Origin of the sequence: Mesorhizobium sp. WSM3879 (assembly GCF_002294915.1) — a bacterium.
Taxonomy (GTDB): Bacteria; Pseudomonadota; Alphaproteobacteria; order Rhizobiales; family Rhizobiaceae; genus Mesorhizobium.
The window spans coordinates 202323-216854 of sequence record NZ_NSFZ01000009.1; the positions used below are offsets into that span (position 1 = coordinate 202323).

11 protein-coding genes, 1 tRNA gene and 1 pseudogene are annotated in these 14532 nt (G+C 62.6%); 4 read left to right on the top strand and 9 right to left on the bottom strand.

Annotation, left to right across the window (positions count from 1 at the left end):
- Window positions 1–175: 175 nt before the first annotated feature.
- The 5 genes and pseudogenes from CK218_RS21185 to CK218_RS21205 form a co-directional block, all read right to left on the bottom strand.
- Entirely contained in the window at window positions 176–1141 is a 966-nt protein-coding gene (locus CK218_RS21185) for a glycosyltransferase (protein WP_095828775.1), read from the bottom strand.
- A 95-nt stretch (window positions 1142–1236) separates the two neighbouring features.
- Window positions 1237–1488, bottom strand: a pseudogene (locus CK218_RS31490) (DapH/DapD/GlmU-related protein); the annotation flags it as partial.
- Window positions 1489–1818: 330 nt separating this feature from the next.
- Entirely contained in the window at window positions 1819–2478 is a 660-nt protein-coding gene (locus CK218_RS21195; protein WP_143749671.1) for an FkbM family methyltransferase, read from the bottom strand.
- Window positions 2479–2781: 303 nt separating this feature from the next.
- A tRNA-Arg gene (locus tag CK218_RS21200) sits at window positions 2782–2858 on the bottom strand.
- A 117-nt stretch (window positions 2859–2975) separates the two neighbouring features.
- Window positions 2976–3281 (bottom strand): ETC complex I subunit, encoded by a 306-nt coding sequence (locus CK218_RS21205; protein ID WP_066999298.1) that lies wholly within the window; start codon window positions 3279–3281, stop codon window positions 2976–2978.
- Window positions 3282–3568: 287 nt separating this feature from the next.
- Between CK218_RS21205 and CK218_RS21210 the strand changes: the two genes are divergently transcribed.
- The 3 genes from CK218_RS21210 (at window position 3569) to CK218_RS21220 (ending at window position 7666) form a co-directional block, all read left to right on the top strand.
- Window positions 3569–4540, top strand: a complete 972-nt coding sequence (locus tag CK218_RS21210; protein WP_095828776.1) for an NAD(P)H-dependent oxidoreductase — start codon at window positions 3569–3571, stop codon at window positions 4538–4540.
- A 131-nt stretch (window positions 4541–4671) separates the two neighbouring features.
- Window positions 4672–5841, top strand: coding sequence for an NAD(P)/FAD-dependent oxidoreductase (locus CK218_RS21215; RefSeq protein ID WP_066999231.1), 1170 nt, complete (start codon window positions 4672–4674; stop codon window positions 5839–5841).
- Between the two features lie 322 nt (window positions 5842–6163).
- The gene (locus CK218_RS21220) at window positions 6164–7666 is read left to right on the top strand and encodes a PAS domain S-box protein (protein WP_179294559.1); all 1503 of its coding nucleotides are present in this window, start codon (window positions 6164–6166) and stop codon (window positions 7664–7666) included.
- 64 nt (window positions 7667–7730) lie between these two features.
- Here the strand turns inward: CK218_RS21220 and CK218_RS21225 are convergent, their stop codons facing one another.
- Complete coding sequence (locus CK218_RS21225) at window positions 7731–8159, bottom strand: hypothetical protein (protein WP_066999225.1); 429 nt, start codon at window positions 8157–8159, stop codon at window positions 7731–7733.
- A gap of 425 nt (window positions 8160–8584) precedes the next feature.
- Here CK218_RS21225 and CK218_RS21230 point away from each other — a divergent pair, with 425 nt between their 5' ends.
- Window positions 8585–8917: a hypothetical protein gene (locus CK218_RS21230; RefSeq protein ID WP_095828778.1), complete on the top strand. Its 333-nt coding sequence runs from the start codon at window positions 8585–8587 to the stop codon at window positions 8915–8917.
- Between the two features lie 44 nt (window positions 8918–8961).
- Here the strand turns inward: CK218_RS21230 and CK218_RS21235 are convergent, their stop codons facing one another.
- The 3 genes from CK218_RS21235 to CK218_RS21245 all read right to left on the bottom strand — a co-directional run bounded on the left by CK218_RS21235 (window position 8962) and on the right by CK218_RS21245 (window position 14451).
- Window positions 8962–10689 (bottom strand): SEL1-like repeat protein, encoded by a 1728-nt coding sequence (locus tag CK218_RS21235; RefSeq protein WP_095828779.1) that lies wholly within the window; start codon window positions 10687–10689, stop codon window positions 8962–8964.
- A gap of 43 nt (window positions 10690–10732) precedes the next feature.
- Window positions 10733–12139 (bottom strand): HlyD family type I secretion periplasmic adaptor subunit, encoded by a 1407-nt coding sequence (locus tag CK218_RS21240; RefSeq protein ID WP_095828780.1) that lies wholly within the window; start codon window positions 12137–12139, stop codon window positions 10733–10735.
- A gap of 80 nt (window positions 12140–12219) precedes the next feature.
- Window positions 12220–14451 (bottom strand): peptidase domain-containing ABC transporter, encoded by a 2232-nt coding sequence (locus CK218_RS21245; protein WP_245435124.1) that lies wholly within the window; start codon window positions 14449–14451, stop codon window positions 12220–12222.
- Window positions 14452–14532 lie beyond the last annotated feature (81 nt).

Here is a 14532-nt window from a genome sequence, read left to right on the forward strand (position 1 = left end):
CCCTTGCGGACATCCTGACGGGGATACATGAAAACGCCGGCCGCTGGACTTTCGGGGCGCCTGTTGTTCAGGCCGTACCATTTCAACGAGCCGGCCGCCGGCGCTCAATGCGAAGCGAGAGGCATGGTGAACGGGCGGCTAATATCCACAGGATGCGGCCGATTTGGAAAGAAGATCAGCCAAACCCGCCGAGCACCTCCGGGAATTGTACGGCCATCGCGCCCTCTTCCGCTTGCCTTGCGTAGATCTGGTGCATTTTCGCCGCGTCGTAACGCGCGCGGCGGCGATGCACGTCGTTACCGAAGAGACCGCCGACGGCATCGAAGCGGCGGAGGAAGCGTTTCGTTATCCCGCGCTCGAACGGCAGCCGCTGCCGGAAGGGCTTATTCCAAGGCGTATCCTCTGCCAGATCACGCCAGATCTTGAGGGCTTCAAGCTCGACTCCAATCTGGCTGCCCCAAGGCTTGCCGCCCGCGAAATGCCGTGCATAGGCCTGAGAAAACCGATAATCCCGGGCCCCGTTCGACATCAGATTCCAGTTCGGGTGCATCGTCTGCCATTTGCCCTCGAAGGCGACATTGAGCGCGTTCTGGTCGTTCATTTGTCCGTCAACGGCGAGCTTTCGGGCCTGCTTCAACAGGTCTTCCTCTCGCACCGGCCGCATGTTGAAGACGATAATGCCGGCATTGAAATAGGGCGCGCCCGGTTGCATCGACATCTCGTCTCGGTAACCCGGGCGGAAGTACATGTAGTCGTCGTGGGCCGCTAGCAGGTGCGCGTGGATAGGCTGGTCCACCAGATCGGCAATGTCGCGGTTGAACAGAACGTCGCAGTCGATATGTGCGATGCGATCGTATACCGCGAATTCGCTGAACCGGTCGGCGAACAGGCGGATGAAGGTGGCGACGCTCCCCGGCCGAAAACGGTAGCCCGAGTTAGCCATGAAGTTCGTCACGTCCACGATCCGGACACGGTCTTTCAGCAACCGATACGCAATGCGGACATCGTCCTCATTTGCCCCGAGATGCATGATGAAACCAGGCGTCGTTTTGCGCGAAACGTCGAGAATTCTGCGCGCTGCTAGGCATGCATACGGAAAGTACTTGGCATCTGCCGCCAGAAAAAAACACGAATTGGTCATTTGAACCGTTTGTAGGCCTATTTAGGCCTGGTGCCTGTCACAAAATGCTTCTCGATGAAAGTTTCGATGGGACCAGTGAGGGCGCCCGCCTCTCTTTTTATTTTATCGTCCTCCCACTCCCACCACCGGATTGCCAGCAGCTTCGAGATGACGTCTTGCGAAAAGCGATATCTGATGAGCCGGGCCGGAGACCCGCCTACGATCGCATAGGTCGGCACGGCCCTAGTGACCACCGCCCCGGCGCCTACCACCGCGCCATCGCCGACCTCAACTCCTGGTAAAATTATGGCGCCGTGGCCGATCCAGACGTCGTTGCCGATCGTGATGCCGCCTGGTTTGCCGCCATTTCCGATCGGCTCCGGTTGGTTCAGTATCCGGCTGTGGATTGGAAATGAGGTGGCGCTGCCGGTCGAATGCTGACCGGAGCACATGAAAAGCACGTCACCCGCGATCGAGCAGAAGGCCCCTACTTGCAAAGGTGATTCCTTCGATGGGAACAGAACCTTTCGCCACGTCACGCCGTAAGTGTGGCGGCCGATAGCAACATTCTCCGGAAGTTTAGAGCTGGCATCCCGCAACCATTTGGAAAAGATAGACATATGCAGAGCTCCCCGCAGCCCTTCTGCGATTTAGCAGTAAATGAGCCAGCCATAGCTCTCGTGATTCTCAGCCTGAGATCAGCCCCAGCCCAAGTCTATATTGGTAATCCCGTCTCTACTGATGCGGTCGCGAAGCACGGCGATCCGATTGGCCAAATCCAGCGAAAGCCTTTCGTGCGTCTCCACCAGAACATGACCGATGGACCGATAGATGCCGTCATCGAGCATGGACTCGATGCATTCCGCTTCCGCACCCTCAATGTCCATCTTAATAACGGCAATCGGTTCCTCGATCCCTCTCAGAAACTGCACGAGATCGATCACTTCGACTTCAACGGCGGGGCCGTTCGCGTGCTCGGGCACCTCGAACAGAGATGACCACTCGGTCATCCGGACATTTTTCGTGTCGGGCCTCTGATTAAGGATTGCCGTCCTCGCGGAGCCGCCTACCGCTTTTGGAATGATCGTTACCCGCTCGTCATTGCCGAACCGGCCCTTCAAGATCTTGAGAGCCCTAGGGTCCGGCTCAAAGGCGATTACCTTCATGCCGTAGCTGAGAGCGTGCCGGGTAACGTCGCCTACATTGGCCCCGAGGTCGATGAAAAGGCCATGGCGCGGAAGGGATTTCATCAGCTGATGAAAGTCGAACTCAGCCTGCCTCTTCGGACGCGGCGGACGATGCCATCTGCGATACAGATGCCAGCGCAATACAAATTCGAGATAACTTTCCTGTAACACTCTAAGTCCGTCTGCCCTTCGGCGCGGATATACTGGGCACCGCGCGCGTCTTCAAGCATCCAAATTCGTCAAGGCGCCGTGTTTCCACTTGGATCAGACATTCAGGTCATCGGCGGTGGGCGATCACCTCGGGAACGATCGCTTTCATGCCATCATCGACCGTTCGGTGGGTGTCGAAGGAGGCACTCAGCGCGAACTCGCCGCCGCCTCGGCCGCAACCGCGAAACGGATTGAAAGTTGGAAATCGGTTCTTTTTTCGAGTTGGAACCTTTTAGCCAGGAAGTGCTAAGTGGTTGAAATTAATGGCGATCCCGGCAGGATTCGAACCTGCGACCATCGGCTTAGAAGGCCGGTGCTCTATCCAGCTGAGCTACGGGACCGCTGGCCGGCCGGAGCCGGCTGATGCGACTATGCGGATCGATCTAAAAGGATGATCCGCTCCGATTTTGTTACGCAATTCCGGACGGAAAACCGCTGTGCACTTTTGCTCGGATTGGTCAATGGGTCCAGGGCGTCCTGCGGTCATAGCGGAAATTGTCCGAATAGGAAATCTGCCGGCGCTTCGGCTCCTTCGGCTCCTCGACACGATAGGCAATGCCCTGCTTCTCGGCATAGGCGACCGCCTCTTCCCTGGTATCGAAGGTGAGCCGCACCTGGCTCAGCATATCGCCGGACGAGGTGTAACCCATCAGCGGGTCGATCTTCTTGCGCTGGGCTGGATCGAATTCCAGCACCCAGTGGCCGGTCTTGGCCTTGCCGGACTGCATCGCGGTTTTGGCTGGGCTGAAAATGCGCGCGGACATGGCCACCTCTTTGCCGCCCGAAGACCGGGCAATCATTTAGCCGCGCGCCCAAAAGGCCGGAACCCTCGACCGCGCACCAGCCCGTCAATACTGTGCAACGGCGCCGGCGGCAAGGCCATACGCAGCCAGGGCTCGGCCAGCGGAGGGCGGAACCTCGCGCTAGCCCGGACATTAACCGAAAAGAGAGGCGACCAGCACAACCGCTCCGACCAAAGGTCCAAGGTCGCGGGCCGTCGCCCTGTGCGCCTTGCGTCGCGATCCCCGTCAACAAGCCTGGACAGTCCGCCATGACCATGACAACCGAACATCCCGTCCTGCAGCTGGCCCTGCTTGTCGGCAGTCTGCGGGCCCAATCCTACAGCCGCAAGATCGCCAAGGCGCTGGCGGCCCGCGCACCGGATTCGTTGCGCTGCCGCTTCATCGAGATCGGCGAGCTGCCTTTGTATAATCAGGATCTCGACGGCGAGACGCCGCCTGCCGCCTGGTCGGCGTTCCGCGCCGCCATCGGGGAATGCGACGCGGTGCTGTTCGTCACGCCGGAATACAACCGTTCGATCCCGGGCTGCCTGAAGAACGCCCTCGACGTCGGCTCACGCCCCTCTGGCAAGAGCGTCTTCAAAGGCCTGCCCGCCGGCGTCGTCAGCGTCAGCCCGGGCAAGATCGGCGCCTTCGGTTCCAACCAGGCACTCAGGCAGACCTTCGTCTTCCTCGACATGCCGGTGATGCAGCAGCCGGAGGCTTATATCGGAAATGTCGCCGAGCTGCTCGACGACAGCGGCGCGGTTAAGAACAGCGACACGGCCGCCCTCCTGAAAGATTTCATCGAGGCGCTGGAGACGTGGATCAGAACCGTGCGGCCGGGCGGCTCGTCCTTCGACGCCTTCATGAAGCAGCGTGAGAAGATCGCCGAGGATTATGTCAACGGCAATGCTACGTCGTTGAAGGCAATCGTGACGCATAGCGAGCCGGCCACCTTCTTTTCGCCGCGCGGCGACCATCTCGAAGGCGCCGATGCCGTTGCCGGCCGATACGAGCGCGACGCCGCCAGCTTCCACCAAGGCGGCAGCACCGACATCGAGGTGCTGCAGGCCTCCGCGAGCGGCGATCTCGCCTTCTGGACTGGACTGCAGCATGCGAAGGCGCGCATGGGCAAGAACGGACAGCCGGCCGAGATGACCTTGCGGGTGACGGAAGTGTTCCGGCTGGAGGACGGCGCCTTCAAGCTGGTGCATCGCCACGCCGACCCCGCCAACGGATAATCTCCCTATCCGCGACACAATGCCGGGCTCTTTGCAACCACGGCCTATTCCCATTGCCTCGTCAGCGGCATATGTCGGATACATGGCCGTGGCACGTGAGAGCCATGACGACGATAAAGACAAGAATGGGCATGGAAGCGGAAATCTCGTCGGATTGGACCGGCGAGCCGGCGATCCTCGAAGGCGCGATCGTGATCGGTGCCGGCGCGGCCGGATTGGCGGCGGCCTACGCCCTGATCGAAGCCGGGATCGCCACCGAGATCCTCGAGCGCGAGGGGCGGCTGGCCGAGCCCTGGCACCACCGCCATGAGAACCTGCATCTCAACACGCATCGCGACCTCTCAACGCTGCCCGGCGTTTCATTTCCGCAAGGCACGCCCGCCTTTCCGCACCGCAGCGCGGTGATCCGCCTGTTCAACGACTTCGCCCAGACGCACCGGCTGCCGATCGCCTTCGGCGTCGTCGTCGAGGAAATCGATTTCCGCGGCGATCACTGGCTGCTGAAGACCAGCACGGGACCGCGAGCGGCGCGCCACGTGGTGATCGCCACCGGGCGCGACCGACAACCCTTTATCCCGGCCTGGAAAGGCATGAAGGATTTTTCGGGCAAGATCGTCCATTCGGCGCATTTCGGCCGGGCGAGCGACTATGCTGGGACAAAAGTGCTGGTGGTCGGCGCCGGCAATTCCGGCTTCGACGCGCTCAACCATCTTTCCGGGGTCGAGACCGGGCAGATGTGGCTCTCGGCGCGCAACGGGCCGTCGCTGCTGCCCAAGCGCATCGGCAAGATCGCCGTGCATCGTTTCTCGCCCGTCATGGCGAGACTGCCTGCCCGGCTCGCCGATGCGGTGATGGCGGCGACGCAGCGGCTGGTCTTCGGCGATCTCGGGAGGTACGGCCTGCCCCCCGCCCCGTCGGGCGGCGCCAGCCGCCTCGGCTCGGACTATACGGCGATCGCCGCCGATGACGGTGCGGTCGACGCGATCAAGGCCGGCCGCATCATCGTCGTGCCGCAGGTCAAGGAATTCAGGCACGACGGCGTCGTTCTCGAAAGCGGCCAGTCGATCGCGCCTGACATCGTCATTGCCGCCACCGGCTACCGCACCGGGCTGGAGGCGATGGTGGGCAGGCTCGGGGTGCTCGATGCCAAGGGGGTGCCGCTGTTCAACGGCCCGGCGAACGACCCGAAACTGCCCGGCCTCTGGTTCACCGGCATGCGGCCGAGCATTCGCGGCTGCTTCGCCAATGCGCGCATCCAGGGCGCGGCGATCGCCGGCAGGATTGCCAAGCAAAGGCGCTGAGGCGCCAGTCTGCGCGCGAGGCTTCCGTTTTGGGCCGGCCGCGGAAGCTTTAAATGCCGCGAGCGTCGGAGTACGGCGCGGCCTGGTAGGCACCTGATTTGGGATCGCGAATTGCCATTTGGCTCAAGCCGCTAGACGCGCGCCGCTCGCGGCTCGTCGGCGACACCAGCCGCCGCGCCGCAACGCGACAAGTCCTATTGCGAAACCGCGCAAAGCGCATATTGTCGGGCATGGTCGGGGATCGTACCCGGCGGTCGAAGGGGGCGATCGACGCGGTGCTGCGTTAGGCGGTTGGGTCAAGGACTCGATGCAGCAAGGGGCTATGAGTGTTACGGCCACAGGGCGCGGCCAGCGTGAGCAAGCCGACGGCGATATTGCCCGCGAGCAAACCGTCCTCTTTCGCCTCACCGACCGACTTTACCGCGCCCATGGCCTCGTCGAGATCTACGATGCGGCCCTCGATGCCATATGCGACGCCCTCGGTTCGTCGCGCGCCTCGATCCTGAGATTTGACAACCACGGCGTCATGAGCTTCGTCGCGTGGCGCTCACTGTCTGAAGAATACCGCAAGGCTGTCAACGGCCACACGCCGTGGACAACCGATCAGCGCGACGCCGAGCCCATCTTTGTCGAGGATATTCGTTTCAGCGGTGAATCTCAGCAACTCATCGACACGGTCCTCGGCGAAGGCATCGAAGCGCTGGCCTTTATCCCGCTTGCCAGCTCCCGCGAGCTCATCGGCAAGTTCATGGTCTACTACCCAGCACCCCATAGCTTCACCGATCGTGAACGCGAACTTGCGTTGACCATTGCCCGCCAGCTCGGGTTTGCGATCGAACGGGACCAGGCGGAAACCACTGCGGCGCGGCTGAGCGCGCTTGTCGAATCCTCGGATGATGCGATCATCGCGACGGATCCGGACGGCATCGTCACGGACTGGAACCGTGGCGCCGAGCGGCTCTACGGCTACCCCCGCGCGGAAATTGTCGGTCGTTCGCTCATGTTGTTGATACCGCCCGATCGCCGGAACGAGGACCGGGATATTCTGGCGCGCATTCGAGATGGAGAGCATGTCGAGCATTTCGAGACCGTTCGCCTGCGCAAGGACGGCAGCATCGTTCCCATCTCTTTGACCGTTTCCCCCATCGCGGACGCGTCAGGCGCAATTGTCGGTGCCTCCAAGATCGCCCGCGGCATCTCCGAGCGGCTGCGCGCGCAAGAGCAGCGGGAGATACTGCTCCGCGAGATGGACCACCGTGTGAAGAACCTCTTCGCCATCGCAAGCTCGATCGTCAAGCTGAGCGCTTCGGCCGCCGAAACGCCGGCGGCGCTCGCCTCGATCGTGTCTGACCGCCTCGGCGCCTTGGCGCGGGCGCATGCGCTGACGATGCTCACGTCTGGTGGCCGCTCTGCTCAGGTCTCCACGAGCCTGCATACATTGGTGAACGCGATCCTCGCGCCATACCGCCATGCGGCCGATGAGCATCCCCGCTTCGCGATCACCGGCATCGATATTCCCGTGCCCGCGGCAATGATCACGCCACTTTCCCTCCTGCTGCACGAATTCGCCACCAACGCCGCCAAACATGGCAGCCTCTCGGCGGCCGCCGGCTCAATAGAGATCGCTTGCGCCAATCGGGACGGCAAGGTGCTTATTCAATGGCGAGAGGTTGGAGGACCACCTCCCGTCGCAACCGAAGAAGAAGGTTTCGGGAGCCGCCTGGTCCGCGTCGCCGCGAGCCAGCTTGGCCAAGTCGAGCGAAACTGGGACCCGGCCGGCGTCACTATCGAAGTCACGCTTGACGGTGAAAGATTTTCTGCCTGACGACCAGAAGGCCGAGCTGAGGTGGGATCTCGGCCGGGTCGACCAATCGAGCATGACAGTCGGGCTAGCTCAAGTCCCTAGCAGCGTCTTCGATCAGCTTGACAACCAAATTGCGAAACCTCTCGCCGGACCTGTTCCCTATATTTCCAACATCCTCAGCCACCATACCGGGTGAAGAAACCGAAACCTCCCCACTGACGTGAACGTTGACGGTGAATACCCTTCCGGCGGTGTTTTTCACTTCCGGCTTTCGGTAGATTCGAAACCGAACAGAGGGCGTCAGCGCTTTGTCACGGCCCCGCGGAGCGGTGTCTATGTCGATCGTCATCTCGCCCGACACTTCTGCCTTGGCCGCTACCAACGACGCAACAACGACATCGTCCAGCCAGGCCCTGGCTTGGGTGCCGAAATCCGGCACCGTGGCATTCGCATCCTCCTCTTCATGGCGAGGAGCTTTCTTGCCGCGCTCAAGGGCTTCTTTGAATTTAGCCACCTAATCGCCTCCGTTTTGTCAGCCTATGAAGCGGTGCTCACAAGGGTCACCGCTCTGCCAATCAATAAAACGCGTGCCATCGCAGTGCGTTGCAATGACCGCTAACAAGCCTTCGCGGCGCGGTTGATGGGTCGACGGGGGCGAGCGCGAAGCTTTGCTTCCTGGCTCGTCATCATACGGCGCCGCCGGTAGGGCAAGACGCTGGATTGTCTTAGATCGCGCCGTCAGCGTCCATTGCAACGCGCATGGTCGAACGACCGCTTCTGCGTCGGCGACGATCGGACGTCCAGGGTTCGGACCGAGGTTGAGCGCGCGTGAGCCGCTTGCGTCCCGCCCGGTAGCCAGGTGGTACCTCTTTATCAATGCTTCACCATAGCAACAGCGGTCCCGGAACCTTTCTGATTGCTGCGAACTTCTGGAATTCCATGAATCCCAAAGTGAAGGACTTCGGCATGAAAGTCACTGCAGCAGGCATCGACCGTATCAAGATCGGCAACGCCGACGCGAGTGGCCAGGGCGCGCATTTTGTCGTTTGGCTTTATCTTCAGGTCGACGAAGGCGGCACGCAAACCGGTCAGGAACTCGTGGTGTCGGTCCCGTACGACGCGCAGATGACGTTTGATGAAATCGCGACCCAGGCTTTCGAGAAGGCGCACGCCCTGCTTCTCGCCTGCTGCGAGATAGATAAGTCCATGTGGTGGAAACAGTTCAACCACAGCCTTGCGCCGCTGCCTGAGTGGACGCCCGGCGCGCAGTAGTCGGGCGCGGCCGATGCCGGTGCTAAGCCTTGGCAATGAATGCCTCAGCCGGCCAATTCGGAAAGTTCGTCGGCCGCTTCCTCAAGACCCTGCGCCGCCGCTCGCTCGAGCCAAAGGCGGCCGACTGCCGGGTAGTGCTCTCCGGCTAGGCCCTTCGAGAAATATCGGCCGAGCATCAGTTGGGCCTGCCCGTGCCCACGCTCGGCCGCGGCCGCAAACCATTTCTGCGCCGCCACGTGATCGACCGGCAGTCCCTCGCCGGAGCTCTGCAGCGCGCCGAGAGCAAACATTGCGCCGGCATGGCCGTCGGCAGCACCCCGTCGGAACAGCTGTATTGCGGCTTCGGGAGAGCGTTTGCCTCCGCTCCCATTGAGCAGCATCTCAGCAAGTGCCACTTGCGCATCGAGCATGCCGCCTTCGGCCGCTTGGGCAAACCAGGCACGAGCCTGTTGCGCGTCGGCAGCCACGCCGCGCCCGTCCCTGAGAATGCGCGCATACATGTACTGAGCCTCAGCCACGCCTTCAGCCGCGCGCCTCAGCCATTGCGCGGCGCGAGTTTCATCCTGGTGCACGCCGACGCCTTTGGCGAAACACAGCCCGAGATTGAAGGCGGCGATAAGGTCGCCCGATAATGCGGCCGCCTCGAACCACCCCGCTACGCTCGTGATATCGTCCGGCTCGCCGGCTCCCTGAAGAACAAGATTGGCCAGATCGACTTGCGCTGCCCGGTTCCCGCTGCTTGCGGCGGTGCGCAGCCAATGCGCCCCCTCTTGCTCGTCCCTGGCGACACCGTTTCCCGTCAGGTAGAGAGAGGCCAGCGCGCGAGCGGCGGCCTGGTGACCCCCCTCGGCCGCACGACGATACCAAATTGCCGCCTCTGAAAAGTCCGGCGGCCGGCTCTTCACGTTACGATCCCCGAGAAGATTCGCCGCCTCGACGTTGCCCGCCAATGCCGCACGCCGTATCCAGGCCTCTCCGGTCACAGGATCCTGATCGCCGAGGCTTCCGTCGATAAGCGCCAGACCCAATCGGAATTGGGCCGCAGGAAGCCCTTTCTCCGCAGCTGACTGGTATAATCGCGCCGCACCCGCAATGTCGCCTGCGACGCCGCGGCCGTGTTCGGTCAGGATCGCGAGAAGATAGATTGCCGTCGGCAAGCCAGCGTCCGCCGCCCGCCGGACCTCATCGGCAATCCTGGACCGGTCTGCCGACAAACCCCGCCGTGCCAGCGACAGGGCAAAACCAAGGCTTCCTTCGGCGCAGCCGGCCGCGGCCGACCGCTCGTACCACCTGTAGGCCGCATCCGCATCGCGCATTGGTTCGGGACCGCTGGTCAGGATGTAGCCGAGGAGTGCCTGGCCGGTGGCGGAGCCCGCCTCGGCCGCCTTCGTGGCAAGGTCGAGCGCTGACGCAAAGTCTGGCTCGCTCGTGGTGTCCTCGAAGAACAGGCGTTCCGATTCGGAGCCCTTGTCAGCTTCGGCTGCCGCCATCCCGGTCACGTAGAGCGCGGCGAGGAGCGCCTGCGCATCAGCGCTCTCGTGATCCGCTGCTCGCCGCAGCCAGCGCGTCCCCTCTGCCCGGCTCGGCGGCACGCCGGAACCTTCGAGATAGCAACGCGCGACCCGATACTCGGCATGACCGATGCCCGCACGCGCAGCCGCGGCGAAGAGCGGAAAGGCCTCCGTGGGCTTGCCATTTTCAGAAAGCTGGATCGCCCGGCGCAATGCTAGGGACGGGCTAGCCAAACCAGTCAGGCGATCCAGAATTGTCATCGAGGCCAGCCTTTGACTGCTCCGGTTCCTGTCGAGCTGCGGACTACGGCTCGCGCATCGCTTCCTGACCGATCGGGAGCATCACCCCAAGAATATATTTGAGCACCGTGCGCCGGCCGACCTGAACATCGGCGGTCACCGGCATGCCGGGGGTGAGGGCAAACCCGGCGGGTACGTCATGCAGCGCGACCTGATCGATGGAAATGCGCGTCCGATAGAACGGTTCTGTGTTCGAGGGCAGCATTGCCAGCGAACTGTCTGGATCGCGGGCTTTCTCCTGAGCGGAGAAGGAATCCGGACTGAGCGTGCGCACGGTGCCGTGAGCGAGGCCGTATTGCGAATAGGGGAAGGTGTCGAACTTGATGACGACGGGATCGCCAACGTGGACGAAGCCACTGCTTCGGCCGACGACATTTGTCTCGATTTCGAGCGGCGCCTTGGCGGGCACCAGCGTGATCAGGCGCTCGCCCGACTGCAGGACCGAGCCGACCGACACTTTTGCCACGGACTGGACAATGGCATCTCCTTCGCTTTTCAGCTCGACCAGTTGCTTGCGCAGCTTTGCCTTGTTGAAGAGCTCGCGAGCGTCGGACATGCGAGAGCTCGCCTCCGACAAACCTTGCGAGACTTCCGCGCGCCAGCCTTGAATGTAGCCGGCGCGATCGGCGGCCACCGCAGCCTGCTGGCGCCTGGCAGCTTCCGCCGTCTGCACGGCGTTGCCGAGCGCGCGCGACATTTCGGCCGAATTGTCCTCGGCTAGCAGGGTATTGAGGCGGCTCCCGACCTGCCTCTCTTCCAGTTGCTTGCGCATCTGTTCTATCGATGCCGCGACGGAGAGCCGCTGCCGGTAGCCAGCGGCATCAGATTGCGCGCGCGAGATCACCGAACTGAGTTCATCGCTTTGCCGATCGAAATTCTCCAGCTTGGCCTCGTAGACCGCCTTGCGGCGCTCGAAGATCGAGGCCTGCAGGGTCCAGCTGGGGTCGAGGCCGTCATAGTTGAACTCCTTGCCGTCGGCCTCCGCCTTCAACCGTGCCACTTCGGCCTCAAGCGTAGAGACCTGCATCGCCAGGGCCTGCAGGTCTGCCGAGGCGAAGGTCGAATCGAGACGTGCAAGCAATTGGCCGGCTTGCACATGCTGTCCCTCGCGCACTTCGATCGAGCGGACGATCGCCGTCTCCAGCGGCTGCACGATGATGTTGGGCGATTGTGAAACCACGAGCCCCCTCGTCGTCACGACCTGGTCGACCGGTATCAGTCCTGCCACGGTGATCAAGACGATCACGAGGCTCGAAATCATCCATACGATGCCGCGCGCCGCCCGAGGAATCGGCGCATTGGAGACTGCTGTCGACGGCCATTGGAACTCGAGTATGGCCGGCGTCGTCGGATCGTTCGTTTTCGCTCGGCCCCAGCGAGCCTGGCGGACGGTGAGCGAGGTGCTACTCATGGCTTACCGGACCTTGTTATCCAACTCATCTTTGGCGAGAACCACCATTTCAATCTCGATCCCGTTGCGGCACCACATCGTCAAACCAATCGCGGCGGTACGGCCGCCGGCCGGCCGCCACGATTGTCCAAATGTCGGTTCTGCTGCGACCACAGCTGGCGGTAGAGCGCGCATCGTTCGAGCAGGACGGTGTGCGAAGCGACGTCGAGAACCTTGCCCTGCTCCATGACCAGGATCTGGTCGCAGTCGGTGAGCGAGGACAGCCGATGCGAGACGATGATCATGGTGCGCCCGCTGGCGATGCGCATGAGATTGGCACTGACGACCGCTTCGCTTTCCGGGTCGAGAGCACTGGTGGCCTCGTCGAGAATGAGGATGGTCGGATCGTGGATGAGGGCGCGCGCGATCGCCAGCCGTTGCTTTTGACCGCCCGAAAGGTTGGGCGAACCTTCCTCGATGTAGGTGTCGTATCCGTTCGGCATGCGTTCGATGAATTCTTCCGCGCCGGCCAGATGCGCGGCACGCATGGCATCGGACAGCGTCAAGCCTGCGCGCCCGGCGATGATGTTGTCGCGGATCGACCCGCGGAACAGGAAATTGTCCTGGAGGACCACGCCGAGCCCCTGGCGAAGATGACGCAGGTTGATTTCCTTGAGGTCGACGCCGTCCAGCTTCAGGAACCCGCTGTAATCCCGGTTGATCCCCTGCAGCAGCCGCGCGATGGTCGATTTTCCCGACCCGCTCCGCCCGACAATGCCGAACATGGTCCCAGCCGGAATGTGGAAGCTGACCCGGTCGAGGGCGGGCGTCTTGGTACCGATGTAGCTGAACGTCAGATCGCTGAACGTAACTTCGCCGAGGAGCCTTGGCCGCAGACCGAGGGAGTTCGAACTCGTCTCCAACGGCCGGTTAAGGACGGATGCCGCCTCGCCGATTGCCGCCCCCACCTCCTCGTAGTCTTCGATCAGCCGCACCAACCCGACCAGCGGCTGCGCGACGCGTTGGGAGATCATCATGAAGGCGAACAGACCGCCGACCATATAGCCGGAACTGTCGTTCATCGCGAGATAGGCGCCAATCAGCATGGTGCCGAGCACCATTACGCGTTCAATGGGCGTAACCAGGGTCTGCGGCCAACTGGCGAACTGCCCGAAGGAGAGGCGCGCGCTTCCCGCCTCCGCCACCTGCTGGTCCCAAAGCGCCTTGCGTTGCGGCTCGAGCCCAAGCGCCTTCACGGTCTTTATGCCGACAACGGTTTCGCCCAGCGCCGCCGACTTCCAGGTCTCGGCCTCGATCACCCGCTGGTACCTTCGGCGCAGCGGCTTCAGGAAGGCAAGGATGATCAGCATGATCACCGCTGCGCAGGCAACGACGATCCAGGCAAGCGTCACGTTGATATAGAACATCACCGGCAGCAGCACGCAGAGGGTGATCAGATCCAGGAACGTGCCGAGCAGTTTGCCCGTCAGAAACTCGCGGATCCGATAGACCTGCGCGAGGTGGTACATTGTCTCGCCAGCGGGATGGCGCTCGAAATAGTCGAGCGGCAGGCGCAGCAGCCGGCTGAAAACGTGCAGTTGCAGCTTGGTGTCCAGGCGGGCTCCGACGACGTTGATGATCAGTCGCCGCGCGTGGCCCAGGAGCGTCTCGTATGCGAAGACGACAGCGACGATGGCCGACAAGAGTATCAGCGTCGAGACACTGTTGAATTGCAATACCTTGTTGACCACCGTCATGACGATGAGCGGCGGCAAAATGGTCAGAACGCTGAGTGTGAAGGAGGCGATGGCCACGTCGCGAAGCGGCCGGCTTTCGAGCCGCACCAGTTCGGCGATCCAGCGAAGGGTGAAAGGCGCATCCGCGGCAACATAGGATCGCGCGTTTCGCAGCAGCACCGCCTCGCCCGTCCACACCTGCGACAGGCGCAACTCGTCGACAGCGGTGGATGGACCATCGTCGGGCGCTTCCGGACTTTTGAGGAAGACCACGTTGCGCTCGGCGCTCGCCCCGGTGAGGAGACCGGCGCCGCCGTCGCTGAACAAGAGAACGACCGGTCCGGTATCTTGAAAGCGCAACAGGTGTGACCAGCGAACACGCACTGCCCGGGACCACATGCCGCCGTTCTGCGCCCATTCCGACAGGTCGGTAGCGCTTGGAAACGGGCCTGCGCTCGCTGCCCTGAATTCGTTCGGATCGAGCTCGATACCGTGATAGCGGGCGACCCGGAGCATCGCCTTGAGGCGCGGCCCGACCTGGTCGAACTCGGCGGGGCCACCGGGGCTCCGCCCCGTTTCGCTGGTGCCGCCGGGCATGCCGGTCGGGTCGGCCGCGGTCCCGGCACGCAGCTCCACAGGCTGGATTTCAGCACTCCCAGGAACGTTCACCATGGACTC

Excerpts from the sequence above, each read along its gene's own strand:
- CK218_RS21230 (WP_095828778.1), top strand. The coding sequence starts at position 8,585 with ATGAATCCCAAAGTGAAGGACTTCGGCATGAAAGTCACTGCAGCAGGC.
- CK218_RS21210 (WP_095828776.1), top strand. The coding sequence starts at position 3,569 with ATGACCATGACAACCGAACATCCCGTCCTGCAGCTGGCCCTGCTTGTC.
- CK218_RS21240 (WP_095828780.1), bottom strand. The coding sequence starts at position 12,139 with ATGAGTAGCACCTCGCTCACCGTCCGCCAGGCTCGCTGGGGCCGAGCG.
- CK218_RS21205 (WP_066999298.1), bottom strand. The coding sequence starts at position 3,281 with ATGTCCGCGCGCATTTTCAGCCCAGCCAAAACCGCGATGCAGTCCGGC.
- CK218_RS21235 (WP_095828779.1), bottom strand. The coding sequence starts at position 10,689 with ATGACAATTCTGGATCGCCTGACTGGTTTGGCTAGCCCGTCCCTAGCA.
- CK218_RS21220 (WP_179294559.1), top strand. The coding sequence starts at position 6,164 with ATGAGTGTTACGGCCACAGGGCGCGGCCAGCGTGAGCAAGCCGACGGC.
- CK218_RS21245 (WP_245435124.1), bottom strand. The coding sequence starts at position 14,451 with ATGCCCGGCGGCACCAGCGAAACGGGGCGGAGCCCCGGTGGCCCCGCC.
- CK218_RS21215 (WP_066999231.1), top strand. The coding sequence starts at position 4,672 with ATGGAAGCGGAAATCTCGTCGGATTGGACCGGCGAGCCGGCGATCCTC.
- CK218_RS21185 (WP_095828775.1), bottom strand. The coding sequence starts at position 1,141 with ATGACCAATTCGTGTTTTTTTCTGGCGGCAGATGCCAAGTACTTTCCG.